Annotated in this window: 22 protein-coding genes; 19 read left to right on the top strand and 3 right to left on the bottom strand. The window is 71.7% G+C overall.

Translation table 11 applies throughout. The annotated features are described in order from the left end of the window. Positions 1-204 precede the first annotated feature (204 nt). The 14 genes from ACP4J3_RS13020 (at position 205) to ACP4J3_RS13085 (ending at position 15,356) form a co-directional block, all read left to right on the top strand. Positions 205-831, top strand: a complete 627-nt coding sequence (locus ACP4J3_RS13020) for an NUDIX domain-containing protein (RefSeq protein ID WP_426533654.1) — start codon at positions 205-207, stop codon at positions 829-831. A gap of 234 nt (positions 832-1,065) precedes the next feature. After that, the gene (locus tag ACP4J3_RS13025) at positions 1,066-3,153 is read left to right on the top strand and encodes a tetratricopeptide repeat protein (protein ID WP_426533656.1); all 2,088 of its coding nucleotides are present in this window, start codon (positions 1,066-1,068) and stop codon (positions 3,151-3,153) included. A gap of 135 nt (positions 3,154-3,288) precedes the next feature. Then, a complete protein-coding gene (ald, locus tag ACP4J3_RS13030; protein ID WP_426533658.1) occupies positions 3,289-4,413 on the top strand; it encodes an alanine dehydrogenase in 1,125 nt (374 codons plus the stop codon). A gap of 399 nt (positions 4,414-4,812) precedes the next feature. Next, positions 4,813-5,952: a ParA family protein gene (locus tag ACP4J3_RS13035; protein WP_426533660.1), complete on the top strand. Its 1,140-nt coding sequence runs from the start codon at positions 4,813-4,815 to the stop codon at positions 5,950-5,952. Then, the gene (locus tag ACP4J3_RS13040) at positions 5,937-6,557 is read left to right on the top strand and encodes a hypothetical protein (protein WP_426533662.1); all 621 of its coding nucleotides are present in this window, start codon (positions 5,937-5,939) and stop codon (positions 6,555-6,557) included. The genes ACP4J3_RS13035 and ACP4J3_RS13040 overlap by 16 nt, the downstream gene beginning before the upstream one ends. A gap of 429 nt (positions 6,558-6,986) precedes the next feature. Further along, positions 6,987-7,919 (top strand): segregation and condensation protein A, encoded by a 933-nt coding sequence (locus tag ACP4J3_RS13045; protein WP_426534043.1) that lies wholly within the window; start codon positions 6,987-6,989, stop codon positions 7,917-7,919. Continuing rightward, complete coding sequence (gene scpB, locus ACP4J3_RS13050) at positions 7,916-8,599, top strand: SMC-Scp complex subunit ScpB (protein WP_426533664.1); 684 nt, start codon at positions 7,916-7,918, stop codon at positions 8,597-8,599. The genes ACP4J3_RS13045 and scpB overlap by 4 nt, the downstream gene beginning before the upstream one ends. Beyond that, the gene (locus tag ACP4J3_RS13055; protein WP_426533666.1) at positions 8,599-9,678 is read left to right on the top strand and encodes a pseudouridine synthase; all 1,080 of its coding nucleotides are present in this window, start codon (positions 8,599-8,601) and stop codon (positions 9,676-9,678) included. Before scpB ends, ACP4J3_RS13055 begins: the two co-directional genes overlap by 1 nt. A 118-nt stretch (positions 9,679-9,796) precedes the next feature. After that, positions 9,797-10,759 (top strand): sigma-70 family RNA polymerase sigma factor, encoded by a 963-nt coding sequence (locus ACP4J3_RS13060; RefSeq protein WP_426533668.1) that lies wholly within the window; start codon positions 9,797-9,799, stop codon positions 10,757-10,759. Beyond that, positions 10,756-11,301: a maleylpyruvate isomerase family mycothiol-dependent enzyme gene (locus ACP4J3_RS13065; RefSeq protein ID WP_426533670.1), complete on the top strand. Its 546-nt coding sequence runs from the start codon at positions 10,756-10,758 to the stop codon at positions 11,299-11,301. The genes ACP4J3_RS13060 and ACP4J3_RS13065 overlap by 4 nt, the downstream gene beginning before the upstream one ends. Before the next feature lie 54 nt (positions 11,302-11,355). After that, positions 11,356-12,762: a DHA2 family efflux MFS transporter permease subunit gene (locus ACP4J3_RS13070; protein ID WP_426533672.1), complete on the top strand. Its 1,407-nt coding sequence runs from the start codon at positions 11,356-11,358 to the stop codon at positions 12,760-12,762. A 63-nt stretch (positions 12,763-12,825) separates the two neighbouring features. Beyond that, positions 12,826-13,584 (top strand): NUDIX hydrolase, encoded by a 759-nt coding sequence (locus ACP4J3_RS13075; protein ID WP_426533674.1) that lies wholly within the window; start codon positions 12,826-12,828, stop codon positions 13,582-13,584. Further along, the gene (locus tag ACP4J3_RS13080) at positions 13,581-14,603 is read left to right on the top strand and encodes an ADP-ribosylglycohydrolase family protein (protein ID WP_426533676.1); all 1,023 of its coding nucleotides are present in this window, start codon (positions 13,581-13,583) and stop codon (positions 14,601-14,603) included. The genes ACP4J3_RS13075 and ACP4J3_RS13080 overlap by 4 nt, the downstream gene beginning before the upstream one ends. Before the next feature lie 3 nt (positions 14,604-14,606). Beyond that, complete coding sequence (locus tag ACP4J3_RS13085; RefSeq protein WP_426533678.1) at positions 14,607-15,356, top strand: nucleotidyltransferase domain-containing protein; 750 nt, start codon at positions 14,607-14,609, stop codon at positions 15,354-15,356. Here ACP4J3_RS13085 and ACP4J3_RS13090 read toward each other — a convergent pair. Continuing rightward, on the bottom strand, positions 15,282-16,025 hold the full coding sequence (locus ACP4J3_RS13090) for a nucleotidyltransferase domain-containing protein (RefSeq protein ID WP_426533680.1): 744 nt from the start codon (positions 16,023-16,025) through the stop codon (positions 15,282-15,284). The two genes, ACP4J3_RS13085 and ACP4J3_RS13090, sit on opposite strands and share 75 nt — an antisense overlap. A 22-nt stretch (positions 16,026-16,047) precedes the next feature. Beyond that, positions 16,048-16,458, bottom strand: coding sequence for a Rieske (2Fe-2S) protein (locus ACP4J3_RS13095; RefSeq protein ID WP_426533682.1), 411 nt, complete (start codon positions 16,456-16,458; stop codon positions 16,048-16,050). Positions 16,459-16,716: 258 nt separating this feature from the next. Here ACP4J3_RS13095 and aroH point away from each other — a divergent pair, with 258 nt between their 5' ends. From aroH to der, 5 genes are all read left to right on the top strand, one after another. After that, positions 16,717-17,079, top strand: coding sequence for a chorismate mutase (aroH, locus tag ACP4J3_RS13100; protein ID WP_426533684.1), 363 nt, complete (start codon positions 16,717-16,719; stop codon positions 17,077-17,079). Next, a complete protein-coding gene (locus ACP4J3_RS13105) occupies positions 17,076-18,161 on the top strand; it encodes a prephenate dehydrogenase (RefSeq protein ID WP_426533686.1) in 1,086 nt (361 codons plus the stop codon). Before aroH ends, ACP4J3_RS13105 begins: the two co-directional genes overlap by 4 nt. A gap of 109 nt (positions 18,162-18,270) precedes the next feature. After that, positions 18,271-18,957, top strand: coding sequence for a (d)CMP kinase (cmk, locus tag ACP4J3_RS13110; protein WP_426533688.1), 687 nt, complete (start codon positions 18,271-18,273; stop codon positions 18,955-18,957). A 53-nt stretch (positions 18,958-19,010) separates the two neighbouring features. Beyond that, a complete protein-coding gene (locus ACP4J3_RS13115; protein ID WP_426534045.1) occupies positions 19,011-19,613 on the top strand; it encodes a lysophospholipid acyltransferase family protein in 603 nt (200 codons plus the stop codon). Positions 19,614-19,679: 66 nt separating this feature from the next. Then, positions 19,680-21,158, top strand: coding sequence for a ribosome biogenesis GTPase Der (gene der / locus ACP4J3_RS13120; protein ID WP_426533690.1), 1,479 nt, complete (start codon positions 19,680-19,682; stop codon positions 21,156-21,158). Between the two features lie 80 nt (positions 21,159-21,238). Here the strand turns inward: der and ACP4J3_RS13125 are convergent, their stop codons facing one another. Continuing rightward, positions 21,239-21,601, bottom strand: a complete 363-nt coding sequence (locus ACP4J3_RS13125) for a hypothetical protein (RefSeq protein WP_426533692.1) — start codon at positions 21,599-21,601, stop codon at positions 21,239-21,241. Positions 21,602-21,654 lie beyond the last annotated feature (53 nt).

Genomic DNA, 21,654 nt, shown 5'->3' on the forward strand with positions numbered 1-21,654 from the left:
TGGCCACGCAGGCCCACCCCGAGCTGCGCTCGCGCCCGACCCGCCCGCACCCGCTGTTCGCCGGCCTCGTGAAGGCCTCGGTCGAGCGTAAGAATTCGAAGTGACACGTCAGTTGTACGGTGGCCGGGGTGCAAACCTTCAAAGGTTGGCGCCCCGGTTTTCTTTGCCGGGTTCTTTTTTTGAAAGTGTGTGGAAGGGCAGGGCATGACGATCAAGGACACCCCCGAGGAGTGGGAGATCCGGGCGACGGACACCCCCTTCGTGGGCAACAAGACCTCCGTCCGCACGGACGACGTGGTCATGCCCGACGGGTCGGTCGTACGGCGCGACTACCAGGTCCACCCCGGCTCGGTGGCCGTCCTCGCGCTCGACGACGAGGACCGCGTCCTGCTCATCAAGCAGTACCGCCACCCGGTGCGGCAGAAGCTGTGGGAGATCCCGGCCGGCCTGCTCGACATCCCCGGTGAGAACCCGCTGCACGCCGCCCAGCGCGAGCTGTACGAGGAGGCCCACGTCAAGGCCGAGGACTGGCGGGTGCTGACCGACGTCTACACCACCCCCGGCGGCTGCGACGAGGCCGTACGGATCTTCCTAGCCCGTGATCTGTCCGAGGCCGACGGCGAGCGCTTCGAGGTGGAGGACGAGGAGGCCGACCTGGAACACGCGCGCGTGCCGGTCGACGAGCTGGTCCGAGGCGTGCTCGCGGGCGAGCTGCACAACAACTGCCTTGTCGTCGGGGTGCTGTCGCTGGTCGCCGCGCGGGCCTCCGGCGGTCTTGGGGGGTTGCGGTCGGCGGATGTGGAGTGGCCGGCGCGGCCGTTCGAGGTGTGAGCGCTCCGTATTGGGGGCCGGCGGGTTGTCGTTCGGCTGCGGGTTCGTTGTGGCTGGGCGCGCAGTTCCCCGCGCCCCTTTGGGGCGCGGTCCCCGGTCCTACCATCTGCTGATCCGGTCGGGGGACGTATCCGCCGTGCTGCGCCCGGATCGTCCCAGAGCGTGAACTAGGCTCTGGAAACGCCCTGACCGGAGTCCCGGCGGGCTTGCGTGTGTGGGACGGGAGTGTGGCCCGTGGCGGATCAGGTGGTGGACACAGGCGGCGTGCAGGTGTCGGCACGGACCTCCGACGCGAGCCAATTCCTCGGCCGCACCCGCGAATTGAAGGAGCTGCGCGCCGACATCGAGCGGGCGGGCCTGGACACCCTCTCCGGCCGCAAGGCGCCACGCGCGCGCGTGCTGCTCATCGCGGGCCGCCCCGGCTCGGGCCGCACCGCGCTCGCCGAGGAGCTGGCCCGCCAGGTGGCGGACCGCTACCCGGACGGCCTCCTGCGCGCCCGTCTCACCGACCCCGACGGCACCCCCGTCCCCGTCGAACGCACCGCCCGCGAACTGCTCGTCGCCCTGGACCGGCCGACCCCGCCCGGTGCCGCCGAGGACGACCTCACCGCGGCGCTGCGCGAGGCCCTCGCCGACCGCCGGGTCCTGCTGCTGCTCGACGACGCGGCCGAGGCCGGCCAGGTCGACGCCCTGCTGCCGGACACCCCGGAGTGCCTGGCCGTCGCCGTCTCCGGCGGCCCGCTGACCGGGATCTCGGACGTCCGGCCCTGCACGCTCGGCGGCCTCGACACCAAATCGGCCGTGGAGCTGCTGGCCCGGCACGCCGGCTCGGTCCGCATCACCGTCGACCCGAGGGCTGCCGAGGGCCTGGTCGAGGTGTGCCAGGGCCAGCCCGCCGCGCTGATGCTGGCCGGCGGCTGGCTCGCCGCCCGGCCCAAGGCCGCCGTCGCCGACCTCGCCAAGCACCTGCGCGCCGAGGGCGATGAGGGCACACCGCTCAGCCGGGTCTTCCGCCTCGCCTACGCCGGCCTGCCGACCCCTGCCGCCCGCACACTGCGGCTGCTCTCCCTCGCCCCCGGCGGACTCGTCGACCCGCACACCGCCTCCGCGCTGGCCGGCTGCTCGGTGGACGGCGCCCACGGCACCCTGGACGACTTCGTCGCCCTCGGCCTGCTGCACGCCGTCGACTCACCTTTGCCCCAGTACGAGGTCCCGGCCTGTCTGCACCCGCTCCTGACGTCCCTCACCGAGACCCAGGACCGCCCCTCCGAGCTGCAGCTCGCCCGGGCCCGGATGCTGGAGCGGACCGTACGGCTGCTGCAGTCCTGCCGGGCGATCACCGAGACCGACAGCCCCGAGACCCGGCAGAAGCTCCTCGGCATGCCGCGCGCCCTGCGCTTTCCCAACCCCCGGGCCGCCGCGGACTGGCTCGGCATCCGCAAGCCCGCCCTGCTGGCCTCGGCCCGTGCCGCGGTCGCCGACGGGGAGCTGGACACCCTCGCCAGACGCCTGATGTCCCAGCTTGTCAGGGCCCTGGTCACACACTTCGGCACCCGGGCCGCCGCCCCCGAGCTGTACGACATCCACAGCCTGGTCCTCGATGTGGCCGAGCGCCGGAACCTGCCCCGCGAGAAGGCCGCGGCCCTGCTGAACCTCGGCGACCTCGACGCCCGGACCGGGCGCACCCGGGAGGCGCTGGTGCGCTTCCGGGCCGCGCTGGACGCCGGACGGGAAGGGAACGACCCGTACGCGGCCGGGCGCGCGATGGAATCCGTAGGCGGCGCCCATCTGGAGCTCGGGGACTACGACCGGGCCGCCGACTGGTTCGGGCGCGCGCTCGCCCAGCGGCTGGCCCGGGCCGAGCGGGCGGACGCCGCCCGGCTGTACGGCCGCATCGCCGAGGCGCACACCTACGCGGGCCGGTACGGCGAGGCGCAGCGCAATTGGCGGGCCGCCGTCGCCGGACACCGCAAGAACGGCGATGTCGCGGGCCACGCACGGGCGTTGAGCGAGCTGGCCCGGGTCCAGGAGTACGCCGGGCGGCCCGAGGAGTCGCTGCGCACCTGCCAGGAGGCGGTGGACTGGGCGCGCCGCGCCGAGGAGCCACGGCTGCAGGGCGCCCTGTATCTGCGGCTCGCCGACACCCTGGACCGCCTCGGCGATCCCGCGGCGGCGGAGCTGCACCGGGGCGCGGCCGAGCGGATGCTGGGGGAGGAGCCCGAGGGCCCCGAGGAGGCCGGGGCCGGGCCCCAGCAAGAGGTTTTCGAGCCGGAACCGGAACCTGATGCCTGCGAAATCCGTAGTGCATCCGTCGAAGATTGATGTAATGAAAGGCTAGACAGCGGGAACACCTTCATTAGACTGGCTCTGCCGCACCTTCTCCTGCGGTGTCTCCCGGTGTGCCCGCGCATGCCTGGGTATGTCTTGTAATGCCCCACACCCTCTGAGCCAAGGACCGTGATCGACGTGAAGGTCGGCATCCCCCGCGAGGTCAAGAACAACGAGTTCCGGGTGGCCATCACCCCTGCCGGCGTGCACGAGCTGGTGCGCCACGGCCACCAGGTAGTCATCGAGCAGGGCGCCGGTCTCGGCTCGTCGATCCCGGACGAGGAGTACGTCGCCGCGGGCGCCCGGATCCTCGGCACCGCCGACGAGGTGTGGGCCACCGCCGACCTGCTGCTGAAGGTCAAGGAGCCCATCGCCGAGGAGTACCACCGCCTCCGCAAGGACCAGACGCTCTTCACCTATCTGCACCTGGCCGCCTCCAAGGAGTGCACGGACGCCCTCATCGAGTCCGGCACCACGGCCATCGCCTACGAGACCGTCGAGCTGCCCTCCCGGGCCCTGCCGCTGCTCGCCCCGATGTCCGAGGTCGCCGGCCGCCTGGCCCCGCAGGTCGGCGCCTATCACCTGATGGCCGCCAACGGTGGCCGCGGGGTGCTGCCCGGCGGTGTCCCGGGCGTGGTGGCCGGCCGGGCCGTCGTCATCGGCGGTGGCGTCTCCGGCTGGAACGCCGCCCAGATCGCCATCGGCATGGGCTTCCACGTCACCCTGCTCGACAAGGACATCAACAAGCTCAAGGAGGCGGACAAGGTCTTCGGCACGAAGATCCAGACCGTCGTCTCCAACGCCTTCGAGCTGGAGAAGGCCTGCCTCGAGGCCGACCTCGTCATCGGCGCCGTGCTGATCCCGGGCGCCAAGGCCCCGAAGCTGGTCACCAACGAGCTGGTCTCCCGGATGAAGCCGGGGAGTGTCCTTGTCGACATCGCGATCGACCAGGGCGGCTGCTTCGAGGACTCCCGCCCGACGACCCACGCCGAGCCGACCTTCCCGGTCCACAACTCGGTCTTCTACTGCGTCGCCAACATGCCCGGCGCAGTGCCCAACACCTCCACCTACGCGCTCACCAACGCCACGCTGCCCTACATCGTCGAGCTCGCGAACAAGGGCTGGGTCGAGGCGCTGCGCCATGACCCGGCGCTGGCCAAGGGCCTCAACACGCATGACGGCAAGGTGGTTTACCGGGAGGTCGCCCAGGCGCACGGCCTGGAGCACGTGGAGCTCGAATCGCTGCTCGGCTGAGCCGTTCGACTAAGTCACTTTCTGGTAAAGGCGATACGTCAACACGGGTCGTCAACCGTACCCACCCGGCCGGACCTTGCCCGAAAAGGTCCGGCCGGATGTGTGTATGGTCACTTTGCGACTCTCGGTCAACTCGCCTCGAACGCAACCCTTCGGGCGATTCGTACACCGGTGAAACCTGCTGTGCGACGGCCGTACGCCCTTGACAGCGCGATGTTTCATTGTCGACACATCTGCCCGGTCCGGCGGATTGTGTTGCTGCGGACCGCCGACACGCCATAGAGTCGCCAACCGTCGGCATGGTGCCACGCTGACCTGTCTAGAAGTTTCCTGGTCACCAAGGAGGTAAGACGACTTGTGAATGAGTCGACATTTTCTCCCGGGGGTGGTCAACCAGGAATGCCGGTACGGGCCCAGGGCCCCACGGGGTTCGAGGCTGTCGGCTCCGTCGCGGTGCGCACCTTCGCATCCCACCAGAGTCACCCGACCCCCCAAGCGGTGACCCAGCGAGCACACATGAGCATGGATGGCCATCACGTGAACGCCATGGCCGGCGACGGAAGTGGCGCGCCCCACAACCACTTCGCCGACTACGACGAACTGCCCGACGGGCACTTCTACGACCCCGACGCGGAGTACGAGCCGGACCCCGAGTACGCGGCCACGCTCGCGCCCGACGCTGCCCGCCAGCGCCGCGAGCGCATCGGCCCGACCGGGCGCCCGCTGCCGTACTTCCCGATTCCGGGCCCGCTGACGGACCACGGCCCCGCGAAGATCATCGCGATGTGCAACCAGAAGGGCGGCGTCGGCAAGACGACGTCGACCATCAACCTGGGTGCCGCGCTCGCGGAATACGGACGCCGGGTCCTGCTCGTCGACTTCGACCCCCAGGGCGCGCTCTCGGTCGGTCTCGGCGTGAATCCGATGGAGCTCGACCTCACCGTCTACAACCTGCTCATGGAGCGGGGCATGTCGGCGGACGAGGTGCTCCTGAAGACGGCGGTGCCCAACATGGACCTGCTGCCGAGCAACATCGACCTGTCGGCCGCCGAGGTCCAGCTCGTCAGCGAGGTCGCGCGCGAGTCGACGCTGCAGCGCGCCCTGAAGCCGCTGCTGGACGACTACGACTTCATCGTGATCGACTGCCAGCCCTCGCTCGGCCTGCTCACGGTGAACGCGCTGACGGCCGCCCACAAGGTGATCGTGCCGCTGGAGTGCGAGTTCTTCGCGTTGCGCGGTGTGGCGCTGCTGACCGAGACCATCGAGAAGGTCCAGGAGCGGCTCAACCCGGAGCTGGAGCTCGACGGCATCCTCGCCACGATGTACGACTCGCGCACCGTGCACAGCCGTGAGGTGCTCGCGCGCGTCGTCGAGGCGTTCGACGATCACGTCTACCACACGGTCATCGGGCGTACGGTCCGCTTCCCGGAGACCACGGTCGCCGGTGAGCCGATCACCACCTACGCCTCCAACTCCGTCGGTGCCGCCGCCTATCGCCAGCTCGCCAGGGAGGTGCTCGCCCGGTGTCACGCCGAGTGAGTCTGCCGGGGGCCGACGAACTGTTCCGTACGACAGGGGGTATGGCGCTCCAGCCGTCCACTCCCCGGCGCCCGGCCAACGGCGAGGCCCGGGTGCCGGCTCCGGCGGGGGAGAGCGACGCCGCCGCGGCCGCGGAGGACGCGCCGCAGTCGGTGCCCGTGCAGGGCGGTGACGGCGACGGCGTGGAACATGTGGCGGCCGACGCGGAGTCGGCCGACGCCGGGGAGTCGCGCAGCCGGTCGGCTGCGGCGGAGCGTTCCGCGCGGCGTCAGGGGGCGCAGGAAGGTTCTGCCGCGAATGCCTCCGGCGGTGGTGCCGCGTCCGGGGCCGCCGCCTCGGCCGCGTCTGCCGCGGCGCCGCGCAAGCGGGGGCGGGGTGCCACGCGTCGGCCCAGTGGGCGCGAGCGGCACGACGAGAAGATCACCGTGTATGTCTCCGCCGAGGAGCTCATGGATCTTGAGCACGCGCGTCTGGTGCTGCGCGGTGAGCATGGTCTGGCCGTCGACCGTGGGCGGATTGTCCGGGAAGCGGTGGCCGTGGTGCTCGCGGATCTGGAGACCCGGGGAGACGCCAGCATCCTCGTACGACGGCTTCGCGGGCGGTAGCGGTAGCCTGCGGGGGCCATGACCTCGAACGACGTTCCTCCCGCGCGCGGTGCCGGTGCCTCTGCCTCCGGCGGTCGTCGGCGTGTGCTGGGGCGCGGGCCGGGGGCGGCACCTGTGCCTCCGCCGGCTGAGGGCGAAAGCTCGTCGGTCGCTGAGGTCGAGTCTCCGGCTGAGGCCGGTGGGCCGTTGTGCCCACCCGTTCCGCCGTGCGGAACGCCTGCCCACTACGGCGGCGGCGATGACGATGTGCCGCCCGCTGCCGAACCGGAAGAGCCGACGGCCGGCCAGCCGGAGAGCGACGGTCTCCAAGAGCCCGGCGGCCTCCAACAAACCGGCGGCCCTCAAGAGCCTGGCGGCATCCAAGAGCCTGCCGGCCTTCAAGAGCCTGGCGGCATCCAAGAGCCTGCCGGCCTTCAAGAGCCAGGCGGCATCCAAGAGCCCGACGCCCTCCAACAATCCGGTGGCCCTCAAGAGCCCGGCGGCCCCCAACAACCCGGCGGCCCCCAAGAGCCCGACGCCCTCCAACAACCCGACGCCCCCCAAGAACCCGACGACGGTGTCTTCAAGGTTCGGCTCTCCAACTTTGAGGGGCCCTTCGATCTCCTCCTCCAACTGATCTCCAAGCACAAGCTCGACGTCACCGAGGTCGCGTTGTCCAAGGTGACCGACGAGTTCATGGCGTACATCAGGGCGATGGGGCCGGACTGGGATCTGGACGAGACGACCGAGTTTCTCGTCGTCGCGGCGACCCTGCTCGATCTCAAGGCGGCCCGGCTGCTGCCGTCCGCCGAGGTGGAGGACGAGGCCGACCTGGCCCTGCTCGAGGCCCGGGACCTGTTGTTCGCGCGGCTGCTGCAGTACCGGGCGTACAAGCAGATCGCCGACATCTTCAGCCGGCGGCTGGACGACGAGGCCCGGCGCTATCCGCGGACCGTCGGGCTCGAACCGCACCATGCCGAGCTGTTGCCCGAGGTCGTCATCAGCATCGGGGCGGAAGGATTCGCCAAGCTCGCGGTGAAGGCGATGCAGCCCAAGCCGAAGCCGCAGGTCTACGTCGATCACATCCACGCGCCGCTGGTGAGCGTGCAGGAGCAGGCCGGGATCGTCGTCGCCAGGTTGAAGGAGCTGGGGGAGGCCAGTTTCCGGGACCTCGTCCGGGACACCGACGACACCCTCACCGTCGTAGCGCGATTCCTGGCACTGCTGGAGCTGTACCGCGAGAAGGCCGTGGCGCTCGACCAGGAGACCGCGCTGGGTGAACTTCTCGTGCGCTGGACCGGTGGGGACGGGGACGAGGCGCCGCTGGTGACGGACGAGTTCGACCGGCCGCCCGAGCAGCCAAAGGAGGAGAAGAAGACGTGAGTGAGGAGACCACCGAGCTTCCGGCCGGGCTGCGCGACGTCGCGGACCTCGACCTCAAGCCCGCCCTGGAGGCGATGCTCATGGTCGTGGACGAGCCCGCGACCGAGGAGCACCTCGCGAAGCTCCTCCAGCGGCCCAGGCGGCAGATCGCCGGCGCCCTGCGGGAGCTCGCCGACGAGTACGTCACGCAGGGCCGCGGCTTCGAGCTGCGGTTCGTCGCGGGCGGCTGGCGCTTCTACACCCGCCCCGAGTACGCCGCGGCCGTGGAGCGCCTCGTCCTGGAGGGGCAGACCGCCCGGCTCACCCAGGCCGCCCTGGAGACGCTGGCCGTGGTCGCGTACCGGCAGCCGGTCAGCCGCAGCAGGGTCTCGGCCGTGCGCGGAGTGAACTGCGACGGTGTCATGCGCACCCTCCTGCAGCGCGGGCTGATCGAGGAGGCGGGCACGGAACCCGAAACAGGTGCGATCCTGTACAGGACGACGAACTACTTCCTGGAGCGGATGGGCCTGCGCGGTCTGGACGAGCTCCCGGAGCTCGCGCCCTTCCTCCCGGAGGCGGAGGCGATCGAGGCCGAGACCCAGGAGGGGGTGCCGTCGTTCGACCCGGACGCTCCCGATGACGGTCCGGACACCCCGGTCGGCCGGGGTACCGACGACGTAGACGACCAGACGGAACTTTGATGCGAAGCAGCGGCAGCGGCAAGAGCGGCGGGCGCGGTAACTACCGCGGTGCCGGCAACAACAGGGACCAGAAGCAGGGCGGCCAGGGCGGCCGTCCCCGCAAGCCCCGTCCCGAGGAGCGCCGCTACGACGTGGGCCCCGGGGCGACCAAGGACGGCCCGAAGTCCGGGCGCGGGGCCTCCGCGCGCGGCGGCGCCAAGGGCGGGCCCAAGCAGTCCCAGCAGCGCGACGGCGGACGCGGCCGTACGGCGCCCTCGCGCTCCCGTGAGTACGAGGCGCGGGCCGAGGAGCGCAACCGGGAGCGGTACGCGGGGAAGAAGGATCTCAAGCTGCCCAAGACCTTCCCGGGCGCCGAGCAGGAGGGCGAGCGGCTGCAGAAGGTGCTCGCACGGGCCGGTTACGGCTCCCGGCGCGCCTGCGAGGAGCTGATCGACGAGGCGCGGGTCGAGGTCAACGGCGAGATCGTCACCGAGCAGGGGCTGCGCGTCGACCCCGAGAAGGACGAGATCAAGGTCGACGGGCTGACCGTCGCCACGCAGTCGTACCAGTTCTTCTCGCTCAACAAGCCCGCCGGTGTCGTCTCCACCATGGAGGACCCCGAGGGCCGGCAGTGCCTCGGCGACTACGTCACCAACCGCGAGACCCGCCTCTTCCACGTCGGCCGGCTCGACACCGAGACCGAGGGCGTCATCCTGCTCACCAACCACGGCGAGCTGGCGCACCGCCTGACCCACCCCAAGTACGGCGTGAAGAAGACCTACCTCGCGCACATCGTGGGCCCGATCCCGCGCGACCTGGGCAAGCGCCTGAAGGACGGCATCCAGCTCGAGGACGGCTACGCGCGCGCGGACCACTTCCGGGTCGTCGAGCAGACCGGCAAGAACTACCTGGTCGAGGTCACCCTGCACGAGGGCCGCAAGCACATCGTGCGCCGCATGCTCGCGGAGGCCGGCTTCCCCGTCGACAAGCTGGTGCGCACCGCCTTCGGGCCGATCACTCTGGGCGACCAGAAGTCGGGCTGGCTGCGCCGCCTGTCGAACACCGAGGTCGGGATGCTGATGCAGGAAGTCGACCTCTAGGAAGCCCGAAGCCCGAAGCCTGAAGCCCGGTGCGTCGGCCGGTCCCGGAATCTCTCCGGGGCCGGCCGATTCGTTTTCGCCGCTCCGCCGGTCTGTATGGGTGACGGAGGGAGCGGGGATGAGTACGACCACTGCGGACCGCGACGAGTTCGTACGGCTGACGGATCCGTACCGGCGGGAGCTGCTCGCGCACTGCTACCGGATGCTGGGCTCGGTCGACGAGGCCGAGGACCTGGTGCAGGAGACGTATCTGCGGGCCTGGCGGTCCTACGGCGGCTACGAGGGCCGGGCCTCCCTGCGGACCTGGCTGCACCGGATCGCCACCAACACGTGTCTGACGGCGCTGGAGGGCCGCGCGCGACGCCCGCTGCCCTCGGGGCTCGGCGGGCCCTCCCAGGCGCCTGAGGAGCCGCTGACGGCCTCCGTGACGGACATTCCGTGGCTCCAGCCGCTGCCCGACGCGCTGCTCGACCCCGCGAGCGTCGTCGCCGCGCGCGGGAGTCTGCGCCTGGCGCTGGTCGCGGCGCTGCAGCACCTGCCCGCACGGCAGCGGGCCGTGCTGATCCTGCGGGACGTGCTGGCCTGGCGGGCGCCCGAGGTGGCCGCGCTGCTCGGCACCTCCACGGCGGCCGTGAAGAGCAGCCTCCAACGCGCGCGTGCCCGCCTCGACGAGGTGGTGCCCGACGAGGACCTGGTCGAGGAGCCCGAGGGCACCGCCGACCGCGAGGTGCTCGACCGCTACGTGGCCGCCTTCGAGAACGCCGACCTGGACACGCTGATCGGCCTCCTCCGGGACGGCGTCGAGCTGGAGATGCCGCCCTACCTCGAGTGGTACAGCGGCAGCAAGGACGTGCTGCGGTTCCTGCGCGCGAGGGTGCACGAGAAGGGCACCCTGCGGATGGTGCGCACGCGCGCGAACGGGCAGCCGGCCGTGGCGATGTACGTACGCGACGCGGACGGGGTCTTCCGCGGCCACTCCGTGCAGGTGCTGACCGTGGCGGCGGGCTCGGTGGCCCGGATCACCGCCTTCCTCGATCCGGACGTGCTGGTCCGGTTCGGGCTGCCGAAGGAGACGCCGTGAACTCCGGGGAGTTGCTGGAGCGTTCGCTCGCCTATGCGCTGGGCAGCGTCGCCGAGGTCGGGCCCGCCGGCCTGGGGCGGGAGACGCCCTGCGCCGAATGGGACCTCGCGGAGCTGCTCGAGCACCTCGACGACTCGCTGGACGCGCTGTACGAGGGTCTGACGGGCGGGCGCGTCGGGCTGTTCCCGCGTGCCGACCGGCTCTGCGGGTTCCGTACGCGCGCGTGCGCGGTGCTCGGCGCCTGGGCCGCCGGGCCGCCCCGGTCGGCGCTGGTGGGGGAACGGCCGCTGGACGTGCGGGTGATGGGCGCCGTGGGGGCCGTGGAGATCGCCGTGCACGGGTGGGACGTCGCCCAGGCCTGCGGCCGGCCCAGGCCCATCCCGGTCGCGCTCGCGGCCGAGCTGCTGAGCGTCGCCCGGTGCGTGGTCGCGGAGGAGGACCGCGGGGTGCGCTTCGCCGCGCCGGTCGTGGTGCCGCCACGCGCGCGTGCCGACGTCCGGCTGCTGGGCTTCCTGGGCCGCCGCGATTCCTTTCCGCGGTGAGCCTGGTCTGCCTTCCGTGAGTGACCCCCTAGCGATCTCACGGAAGGCATCGCCATGACCGAGTCCCTCAAGGCCCCACCTCTGCGCACCCCACCCGCCGAACCGGCACACCGGGTGTGGACCGTCGCCCTCGCCGGGCTCGGCGCGCTGCTGTGCTCCCTCGACGTCGTGGTCGTCGCGACCGCGCTGCCCGCGCTGCGGGCCGACTTCGGGGCGAGCCTGTCCGAGCTGGAGTGGACGATCAACGCCTACAACCTGGTCTTCGCCTGCCTCACCCTGACGGGCGCCGCGCTCGGCGACCGGTTCGGGCGGCGGCGGATGTACGTCGTGGGCCTCGCCGTCTTCACCCTCGCCTCGGCCGCCGCGGCTCTCGCCCAGGGCCCCGGCCAGCTCATCGGCGCGCGCGTGCTGCAGGGCGCCGGGGCCGCCGTACTGCTGCCGCTCACACTGACGCTGATCAGCGAGGCGTTCCCGGCCGAGAAGCGGGGCGTCGCCATCGGGATGTGGGGCGGGGTGACCGGACTCGGCGTGGCCGCCGGGCCGGTGCTGGGCGGGGCCGTCACCGAAGGGCTGTCCTGGCAGTGGATCTTCTGGCTCAACGTGCCCCTCGGGCTCGCCATGCTGCCCCTGGCCGCCACCAGGCTGCGCGAGAGCTACGGCACGCGCCCCCAGCTCGACCTGGTCGGGCTGGTGCTGGCCGCCGTGGGCCTGACGGGCCTGGCCTGGGCGCCCGTACGCGCGCCCGAGGCCGGGTGGGGGAGCGCCGAGGTGCTGACCGCGCTGGCCGTCGGAGTCGTGTTCGTCACGGCCTTCCTGGGCTGGGAGCGAAGCGGCGCCCGGTATCCGATGCTGCCGCTGTCCCACTTCCGGCGACGCGGCTTCTCCACCGCCAACGCCTGCGGCTTCCTCCTCTTCGCCTCGCTGCTCGGCGCCCTGTTCATGATCACGCAGCTCTTCCAGATCGGCCTCGGCCTCTCCCCGCTGGAGGCGGGCGTGCGGATCCTGGTCTGGAACGCCATGCCGCTGCTGGTCGCGCCGATGGCCGGGGCGCTCGCCGACCGGTTCGGGAACCGGCCGTTCATGCTGGGCGGCCTGGCCCTGCAGGCGACCGGCCTCGCGCTGCTGGCCTGGCAGTTGGAGCCCGGCGTCGGATACGGCCGCCTCGTCGTCCCGCTGATCGTCGCGGGCGTCGGCATCTCCATGGTGTTCCCGAGCGTGGCCAACGCCGTGACCTCGTCCGTCCCGCTGGGCGACGCGGGTGTCGCGGCCGGCGTCAACAACGCGCTGCGCGAACTGGGCGGCGTCTTCGGGGTCGCGGTCGCCGCGGCCGTGTTCACGACGTACGGCGGCTACGGCTCACCGGAGACCTTCATCGACGGCGCCGGCGCCGCGCTGTGGGTCAGCGCGGGCGCCGCGGCCGTGGGGGCGGCGGTGGCGGCGTTCGCACCGCGCCGGGCCTAGGGGGTTGTGGCAGGGGACCCACCTTCTTTATAGTCGCACTGACCATTAAGGAGGTGGGTTCGCATGGGCGTCAAAAAGAACGAACAGGGCGAAAAGGATGGAAAGACCGAGTACGACAAGTACGCGCACGAACCCTTCGCCGTCACCGCCGACCTCGCCGTCCTCACCATCCTCGACGGCGTCCTGCACGTCCTGCTCGTCGAGCGCGGACAGGAGCCGTTCAAGGGGCGCTGGGCGCTGCCCGGCGGCTTCGTTCAGCCCGACGAGTCGGCGGAGACGGCCGCCCGGCGTGAACTCACCGAGGAGACCGGCCTGTCGGATGTGTCGGGGCTGCATCTGGAGCAGCTGCGCACCTACAGCGAGCCCGACCGCGACCCCCGGATGCGGGTCGTGACCGTCGCCTTCACCGCGCTGCTGCCCCATCCGCCCGAACCGCACGGCGGCAGCGACGCCGCGCAGGCGCGCTGGGTGCCGTACGACGAGGCGGGGCCGCTCGCCTTCGACCACGACCGGATCCTGGCCGACGCCCATGGCCGGGTCGGCGCCAAGCTCGAGTACTCCAGTCTCGCCACCGCGTTCTGCCCGGCCGAGTTCACGCTCGGCGAGCTGCAGCACGTCTACGAGGTGGTGTGGGGCACCGCCCTCGACCGGCCCAACTTCCGCCGCAAAGTGCTCGCCACGCCGGGCTTCGTCGAACCCGTGCCCGGCGCCGCCCGGCTCACCGGCGGCCGCGGCAAACCGGCCGCGCTGTACCGCGCCGGCGCCGCCACCGCCCTCCACCCGCCCCTGCTGCGGCCCACCCCGGAAGGACGCCCCGCATGACCACGACCACCGTCCGCAAGCGCGCCGCCACCGGCTCCCTGCTCGGCCTCGCCCTCGGGGACGCGCTCGGCTTCCCGACCGAGTTCAACGACGTGCCGTCGATCCTCGCCAAGTGCGGGCCATGGCGCGAGATGGAACTGCCGACGCCGGCGATCGTCACCGACGACACGCAGATGACGCTGGCCCTGGGCAAGGGGCTGCGGACGGCGATGGACCTCGGGGTGCTCGGGCCCGAGGCGATGGTGGAGCCGGTGCGGGCGCAGTTCATCGCCTGGAACCGCTCACCCGAGAACAACCGGGCCCCGGGCAACACCTGCCTCAGGGCCTGCGACCTGCTGGAGCGCACCGACCTGCCCTGGCAGGACGCGAGCCAGACCGGCTCCAAGGGCTGCGGCGCCAACATGCGCGTCGCGCCCATCGGACTCGTCCCCGGACTCAGCGACGAACAGCGCGCCGGCGCCGCCCAGTTGCAGTCCGCGCTCACCCACGGACACCCGACGGCGCTCGCCGCGTCCGACCTGACCGCGCACGCCGTACGGCTGCTCGCCCAGGGCGCCGAGCCGACCGGGCTGGTCGGGCTGCTGCGGTCGTACGCCTACGAGAACCGCAGCCACTACCACGAGCGCTGGCTCGGCGACCTGTGGACGCGCGGCCAGGACCCCACCGCCGAGCACTTCATCGCGCGCGGCTGGGACGAGTGCCTGGCGATCCTGGACCGGCTCCAGCAGGCCGTGCGCACCGCCTCGCCCGAGACCGACCCCTGCCGGGCGACGGGCGAGGGCTGGATCGCGGAGGAGGCCATGGCCACGGGGCTGCTGTGCTTCCTGTGGTTCGTCGACGAGCCGCTGACGGCCCTGCGCCGGGCGGCCTGTACGTCCGGGGACTCGGACTCGATCGCCTGCCTGACCGGGGCGTTCGCCGGGGCCTACCTGGGCGCGGACGCCTGGCCCACGCAGTGGGCGGACCGGATCGAGTACCGGGGGGACCTGCTGACCCTCGGCGCGCTCTGGGACGCTTGACGGATGATCGACGCCTTGGACATCGACCTCACGCCCGTCGTCGCCGAGCAGCCCGACCCGGTGCTGTTCGCCACGGTCTCCGGCGCGCACCTGTACGGCTTCCCGTCGCGCGACTCGGACGTCGACCTGCGCGGCGTCCACCTGCTGCCGGCCGCCGACCTCGTCGGGCTGCGGGAGCCGGACGAGACGAGGTCGCGGATGTGGGACCGGGACGGCGTCGAGATGGACCTGGTCACGCACGACCTGCGCAAGTTCGTACGGCTGATGCTGCGCCGCAACGGCTATGTGCTGGAGCAGTTGCTGTCGCCGCTCGTCGTGCACACCACCGACGCCCACCGGGAACTGGCCGAACTCGCGCCCGGCGTGCTCACCAGCCACCACGCCCACCATTACCGCGGGTTCGCGAACACGCAATGGCGGCTGTTCGAGAAGACCGGCGAGCTCAAGCCGCTGCTCTACACCTTCCGGGTGCTGCTCACCGGCGTCCACCTGATGCGCAGCGGTGAGGTGCAGGCGCATCTGCCCACGTTGCTCGGGGAGGTCGACGCGCCCGGCTATCTGCCGGAGCTGATCGCGGCGAAGGCGGAGCGGGAGCACGGGGCCGCCGACATCGCTCCCGCGCGCGTGGCGGCCGACGTGGAGAAGCTGCACGGCGTGCTGGACGAGGCACAGGCGGCCTCAGCCCTGCCCGACGCCCCCGGTGCCTACGACGCCCTGCACGCCTTCGTCGTACGGACCCGGCTGGAGGGCTGAGGCGCGGCGCACCCGGATGAGGAAGTCCTCCACGCGGCGCCGGTCCGGCTCGGCCGGGAGCGGGCTGCCGTGGACGGCCTCCTCGGCCTCGCCCGCCAGGCGGGTCATCCGGGACTCCACCTCCGGCCAGGGCACCTCGCCGCGCTTGACCGCCAGCAGGGGCTCGCGCGCGTCACCCACGTCGATCGTCAGGCGGCCGGTGCGCAGCAGGTCACGGGCGCTCGTCAGGAGGCGCAGGAGGTGCATCGCGTGCTTCCAGCGCGGGGCGCCATGGGCGCGGAGGTCGGCTTCGAGCTTCTTGCGCTGGCCCAGCGCGTAACGCGTGAACGTCTCGTGGGCCCGGCGGGACAGGAACGCCTCGCGCAGGGCGAGCAACTCGCGGCCGGTGTCGTCGACGTACTCCACGAGCGGGGAGTGCAGGCACTCCAGGATGTTCGGATTGGCGCGCAGGGCCAGCTCGCAGAAGCGTTCCAGCTCCCAACTGAACTGCTCGGCCAGCGGGCCGTCGATGTGCGTCGGCGGCTTCTCGAAGCGCCAGAAGAGGGGCGTGGGGGCGAGGAACACGCCCCGGCGGTCGGTGTCGCTGTCGTCCGTCGCCAGGCCGAAGGCGCGCGAGCCCATCACGCAGGCGTAGATCGTGTGGTCGCGTACCAGGCTCTCGCGGTGCATGCCCGGGAGCGTACGCGGCGGATCACGCCAGGCGGATCGAATTTCCGTCCACGGTGATCTTCTTCTCCGGCAGCGGCCTCGTCGCCGGAGGGCTGGCCACCGAACCGTCCGTGATGTTGAACTTGCTGCCGTGGCAGGTGCAGTTGATCGTGCCGCCCGCGACGGTGGCGACCATGCACCGCTGATGTGTGCAGATGGCCGAGAATGCCTTGAACTCGCCGGACTCCGGCTGGGTCACCACCACCTGCTCGGCCTTGAGGATCGTGCCGCCGCCCACCGGGACGTCGGCCGTGGTGGTCAGTTCCTGGCCGGGGGAGGCGCTCGAGGCCGTGTCGCCCCCGTCGCCGGAATCGCCGCAGCCCGCGAGGAGCGCGGCCGCACCCGTTGCGCCGGTCGCGATGAGAAGGGTGCGCCGGGTCGGACGGTAGGTCATGTCGTCACTCCGAAGGTGCGGAAGAGCCAGAGGGCGGTGGGAGCCGTTCGAGCATCCTCGCACCGAAAGCACCGAAGAAGAAGCAACCGGGATGGAATGCAAGAAAGCGTGCGAATCGTAATGGTGCGGAGCCGGGGGTCCCGAGGGCGGGGTGTCTCAGCGGGCGGGCGAGCCGCGTCCGCCGGAGCCGGGCTGACTAGGCTGGACAGTCGTAGAACAGGCCTAGAGCCGATCCGTACATCAGCAAGGAGCAGCGCCGTGGCGGTACGAGCGGTCCGGGGGGCCGTCCAACTGGAGCGGGACGAGTCCGGCCACATGGACGAGCAGGTCGGGGCCCTCCTCACCGCGATCCTGGAGCGGAACGGCCTGGCCGCGGACGACCTGATCAGCATCTGGTTCACGGCCACTCCCGACCTGCACAGCGACTTCCCGGCGGCCGCCGCCCGCAAGCTCGGCATCGTCGACGTCCCGCTGATCTGCGCCCAGGAACTGGACATCGACGGCGCCATGCCCCGGGTCGTCCGCGTCCTCGCCCACATCGAGTCCGACCGGCCCCGCGCCGACATCGCGCACGTCTACCTCGGTGCCGCCGCCGCTCTGCGCAAGGACATCGCCCAGTGAGAACCGCACTCGTCATCGGCACCGGCCTCATCGGCACGTCCGCCGCACTGGCGCTCGCCGGGCGCGGTGTCGTCGTCCACCTCGCCGACCACGACCCGGAGCAGGCCCGTACGGCCGCCGCGCTCGGCGCCGGAACGGACGAGGCCCCCGACGGGCCCGTCGACCTCGCGATCATCGCCGCCCCGCCCGCGCACGTGGCCGGGGTGCTCGCCGACGCCATGCGCCGGGGCGTGGCCCGCGGCTACCTCGACGTGGCCAGCGTCAAGGGCGGGCCGCGGCGGGAGCTGGAGGCGCTCGGGCTCGATCTGTCGTCGTACATCGGGACCCATCCCATGTCGGGGCGGGAGAAGTCCGGCCCGCTGGCCGCGAGCGGCGACCTCTTCGAGGGCCGGCCCTGGGTGCTCACACCCACCCGCGACACCGACACCGAGGTGCTGAACCTCGCCCTGGAACTGGTCTCGCACTGCCGCGCCGTGCCGGTGGTGATGGAGGCCGACGCCCACGACCGCGCGGTCGCCCTCGTCTCCCACATGCCCCACCTGGTGTCCAGCATGGTCGCCGCGCGGCTGGAGAGCGCCGAGGAGGCGGCCGTACGGCTGTGCGGACAGGGCATCCGGGATGTGACCCGGATCGCCGCCTCCGACCCCCGGATGTGGATCGACATCCTCTCCGCGAACCCCGGACCGGTCGCCGACCTGCTCACCGACGTCGCCGGGGATCTGGAGGAGACGGTGCGGGCGCTGCGGGCGCTGCAGTCGTCCGACGAGGCCAAACGGGTCGAGGGCACGGCCGGGATCGAGGACGTGCTGCGGCGCGGCAACGCCGGACAGGTGCGGGTGCCCGGCAAGCACGGGGCCGCTCCGCGGGTCTACGAGGTCGTCGCCGTGCTCATCGACGACCAGCCGGGACAGCTCGCGCGGATCTTCGCGGACGCCGGGCGGGCCGGGGTCAACATCGAGGACGTGCGCATCGAGCACGCGACGGGACAGCAGGCCGGTCTGGTGCAGCTGATGGTGGAACCGAAGGCGGCACCGGTGCTCAGCGCCGCGCTGCGGGAGCGAGGATGGGCGATCCGGCAGTAGCCGGGGCGACCCGGCCCGGCCGGACGAGTGACGCGAACCCAGTAACCTTGTGCGGGGCGCTCTCGCGTCCCCACACTCCCGCCACACCGCACCAGGAAGGTGTCCCCCCGTGGAAAACGGTGCCGCCAAGCCCGTGATTGTCGCCATCGACGGCCCCTCCGGCACGGGCAAGTCGAGCACGTCGAAGGCCGTCGCCGCGCAGCTCGGGCTGAGCTACCTCGACACCGGCGCCCAGTACCGGGCGATCACCTGGTGGATGGTGACCAACGGCATCGACATCGAGGACCCCTCCGCGATCGCCGCCGTGGCCGGCAAGCCCGAGATCGTCTCCGGCACCGACCCGGCCAACCCGACGATCACCGTCGACGGCACCGACGTCGCCGGTCCGATCCGCACCCAGGAGGTCACCTCCAAGGTCAGTGCGGTGAGCGCGGTGCCGGAGGTGCGTGCCCGGATCACCGAGCTGCAGCGCTCGCTGGCGACCTCCGCGGAGGTCGGCATCGTCGTCGAGGGGCGTGACATCGGCACGACCGTGCTGCCCGACGCCGACCTGAAGATCTTCCTCACCGCCTCGCCGGAGGCGCGTGCCGCCCGCCGCAGCGGTGAGCTGAAGGGTGCCGACGTGCACACGACCCGCGAGGCGCTGATGAAGCGTGACGCGGCCGACTCCAGCCGCAAGGCCTCGCCGCTCGCCAAGGCGGACGACGCGGTCGAGGTGGACACCACCGACCTCACGCTGCCGCAGGTCATCGAGTGCGTCGTCACGCTCGTCGAGGAGAAGCGAGCAGCGAAGTGAGTGTGCCATCCGAGCGGGGTGCCGACGTCGGGCGGCGCATCGGCGTCGGCCTGATGTACGGGCTGTGGCGGCCCCGTGTCCTGGGCTCCTGGAGAGTGCCCGCGACCGGGCCGGTGATCCTGGCGGTCAACCACAGCCACAACATCGACGGCCCGATGGTGATGGGCGTGGCGCCCCGGCCGGTGCACTTCCTGATCAAGAAGGAGGCGTTCGTCGGCCCGCTGGACCCCTTCCTGACCGGCATCGGTCAGCTGAAAGTGGACCGGCACGCCGCCGACCGCACGGCCATCACGCAGGCCCTCGACGTGTTGGCGCACGGCGGTGTCCTGGGGATATTCCCCGAGGGCACCCGTGGCGAGGGCGACTTCGCCGCGCTGCGCGCCGGGCTCGCCTACTTCGCGGTGCGCGGCGGCGCCCCGATCGTCCCGGTCGCGGTGCTGGGAAGTTCGGAGAAGCGGGGACGGTTGGTCAAAGGGCTGCCTCCGCTGCGGCACCGCGTCGACGTCGTCTTCGGCGACCCGTTCGACGCGGGCGACGGCAGCGGGCGGCGTACGCGCAGGGCGCTGGACGAGGCGACCGAGCGCATCCAGAAGCAGCTCACCGAGCACCTGGAAAACGCCAGGCGGCTGACCGGCCGTCTGGGCGACACTGAGTAGTGGATCAGCCGGGAGAAACCCGGTCGTTCCACCGATCACCACGATGAACTACGAGGTACGGACTTCATGAACGACCACATCCACTCCGAGGGCTCGGGCGAGGAGCACGACCACGGAGAGCTTGGCGACGCCGAGTACGCGGAGTTCATGGAGCTCGCCGCGGAAGAGGGCTTCGACCTCGAGGACGTCGAGGGGGCCATCGAGGCCGCCGGGCACGGGCCGCTGCCCGTCCTCGCCGTCGTCGGGAGGCCGAATGTCGGCAAGTCGACACTCGTCAACCGGATCATCGGGCGGCGTGAAGCCGTCGTCGAGGACAAGCCCGGCGTCACCCGCGACCGCGTGACCTACGAGGCCGAATGGGCGGGCCGCCGCTTCAAGGTCGTCGACACCGGCGGCTGGGAGCAGGACGTCTTCGGCATCGACGCCTCTGTCGCCGCGCAGGCCGAGTTCGCGATCGAGGCCGCCGACGCCGTCGTGTTCGTCGTCGACGCCAAGGTGGGCGCCACCGACACCGACGAGGCGGTCGTACGACTGCTGCGCAAGGCCGGCAAGCCCGTGGTGCTGTGCGCCAACAAGGTCGACGGCCCCAGTGGCGAGGCGGACGCCGCGTACCTGTGGTCCCTCGGTCTCGGTGAGCCGCACCCCGTCTCGGCCCTGCACGGCCGGGGCACCGGCGACATGCTGGACGCCGTACTGGAGGCGCTGCCGGACGCGCCGCGCGAGTCGTTCGGCGGGGGCGGCATCGGCGGCCCGCGCCGTATCGCCCTGATCGGCCGCCCGAACGTCGGCAAGTCCTCCCTGCTGAACAAGGTGGCGGGCGAGGAGCGCGTCGTCGTCAACGAACTGGCCGGCACCACCCGGGACCCGGTCGACGAGCTGATCGAACTGGGCGGTGTGACCTGGAAGTTCGTCGACACGGCGGGCATCCGCAAGCGCGTCCACCTCCAGCAGGGCGCCGACTACTACGCCTCGCTGCGCACCGCGGCCGCGGTGGAGAAGGCCGAGGTGGCGGTCATCCTGATCGACGCCTCCGAGTCCATCTCGGTCCAGGACCAGCGCATCGTGACCATGGCCGTAGAGGCGGGCCGCGCGATGGTCATCGCCTACAACAAGTGGGACACCCTGGACGAGGAGCGCCGCTACTACCTGGAGCGGGAGATCGAGACCGAGTTCGGCCAGGTCGCCTGGGCGCCCCGGGTCAATGTCTCGGCGCACACCGGACGGCACATGGAGAAGCTGGTCCCGGCCATCGAGACGGCCCTCGCGGGCTGGGAGACCCGGGTTCCGACCGGCCGGCTGAACGCCTTCCTCGGTGAGCTGGTCGCCGCCCACCCCCACCCGATCCGCGGCGGCAAGCAGCCCCGCATCCTGTTCGGCACCCAGGCCGGCACCAAGCCCCCGCGGTTCGTGCTCTTCGCCTCCGGCTTCATCGAGGCCGGCTACCGCCGCTTCATCGAGCGCCGGCTGCGCGAGGAGTTCGGCTTCGAGGGCACGCCGATCCACATCTCGGTGCGGGTGCGCGAGAAGCGCGGCAAGAAGAAGTAACGGCGGGAGTGAGTAACGGCGGGAAGAGAAGTACGGACACGACGAAGGGCGGCCCGGCGAAGGGCCGCCCTTACGTCTGCTCAGCCTCTGCGCGCCGGGGGCAGCGCGGCCGGGACATGGTGCATCCCCGAGCCCTGCTGTCCGATGTGCCCGACGCGCTGCCACTGCGGCTGCTGACCGCCGTTGCCGTTGTTGCCGTGCCGGGCGCTGTGCGCCCCCGCGCTGTAGGCGCTGTACGAGCTGCTGAACGACCCCGGACGATGGCCGCCGTACGTGCCCGTACCGCGCTGGATGCTCCCGAACGCGACGAACCCCAGGTCCTCCTCCCCACTGCGATCACCCGGCAGCGAACGGAAGGACTTGACGTACTCGGCGTACAGCGCGTCGTAGATCGGCGTGGGCGATGGACCGCCCTGAAGGCGGGGAACGTCGTATGCATGCACGTATGTCCAAACGACCCTGAGTCTTCAGGGATGCGGTCGGGAGCCGCCCTTTA

Origin of the sequence: Streptomyces sp. UG1, from assembly GCF_049974585.1 — a bacterium.
GTDB lineage: Bacteria > Actinomycetota > Actinomycetes > Streptomycetales > Streptomycetaceae > Streptomyces.

Bases quoted from the DNA above. Each gene is read 5' to 3' on its own strand.
- ACP4J3_RS13020 (WP_426533654.1), top strand. From the start codon at position 205: ATGACGATCAAGGACACCCCCGAGGAGTGGGAGATCCGGGCGACGGAC.
- ACP4J3_RS13035 (WP_426533660.1), top strand. From the start codon at position 4,813: ATGCCGGTACGGGCCCAGGGCCCCACGGGGTTCGAGGCTGTCGGCTCC.
- ACP4J3_RS13055 (WP_426533666.1), top strand. From the start codon at position 8,599: ATGCGAAGCAGCGGCAGCGGCAAGAGCGGCGGGCGCGGTAACTACCGC.
- ACP4J3_RS13060 (WP_426533668.1), top strand. From the start codon at position 9,797: ATGAGTACGACCACTGCGGACCGCGACGAGTTCGTACGGCTGACGGAT.
- ACP4J3_RS13070 (WP_426533672.1), top strand. From the start codon at position 11,356: ATGACCGAGTCCCTCAAGGCCCCACCTCTGCGCACCCCACCCGCCGAA.
- ACP4J3_RS13075 (WP_426533674.1), top strand. From the start codon at position 12,826: ATGGGCGTCAAAAAGAACGAACAGGGCGAAAAGGATGGAAAGACCGAG.
- ACP4J3_RS13080 (WP_426533676.1), top strand. From the start codon at position 13,581: ATGACCACGACCACCGTCCGCAAGCGCGCCGCCACCGGCTCCCTGCTC.
- ACP4J3_RS13085 (WP_426533678.1), top strand. From the start codon at position 14,607: ATGATCGACGCCTTGGACATCGACCTCACGCCCGTCGTCGCCGAGCAG.
- ACP4J3_RS13090 (WP_426533680.1), bottom strand. From the start codon at position 16,025: ATGCACCGCGAGAGCCTGGTACGCGACCACACGATCTACGCCTGCGTG.
- ACP4J3_RS13095 (WP_426533682.1), bottom strand. From the start codon at position 16,458: ATGACCTACCGTCCGACCCGGCGCACCCTTCTCATCGCGACCGGCGCA.
- ACP4J3_RS13115 (WP_426534045.1), top strand. From the start codon at position 19,011: ATGTACGGGCTGTGGCGGCCCCGTGTCCTGGGCTCCTGGAGAGTGCCC.
- der (WP_426533690.1), top strand. From the start codon at position 19,680: ATGAACGACCACATCCACTCCGAGGGCTCGGGCGAGGAGCACGACCAC.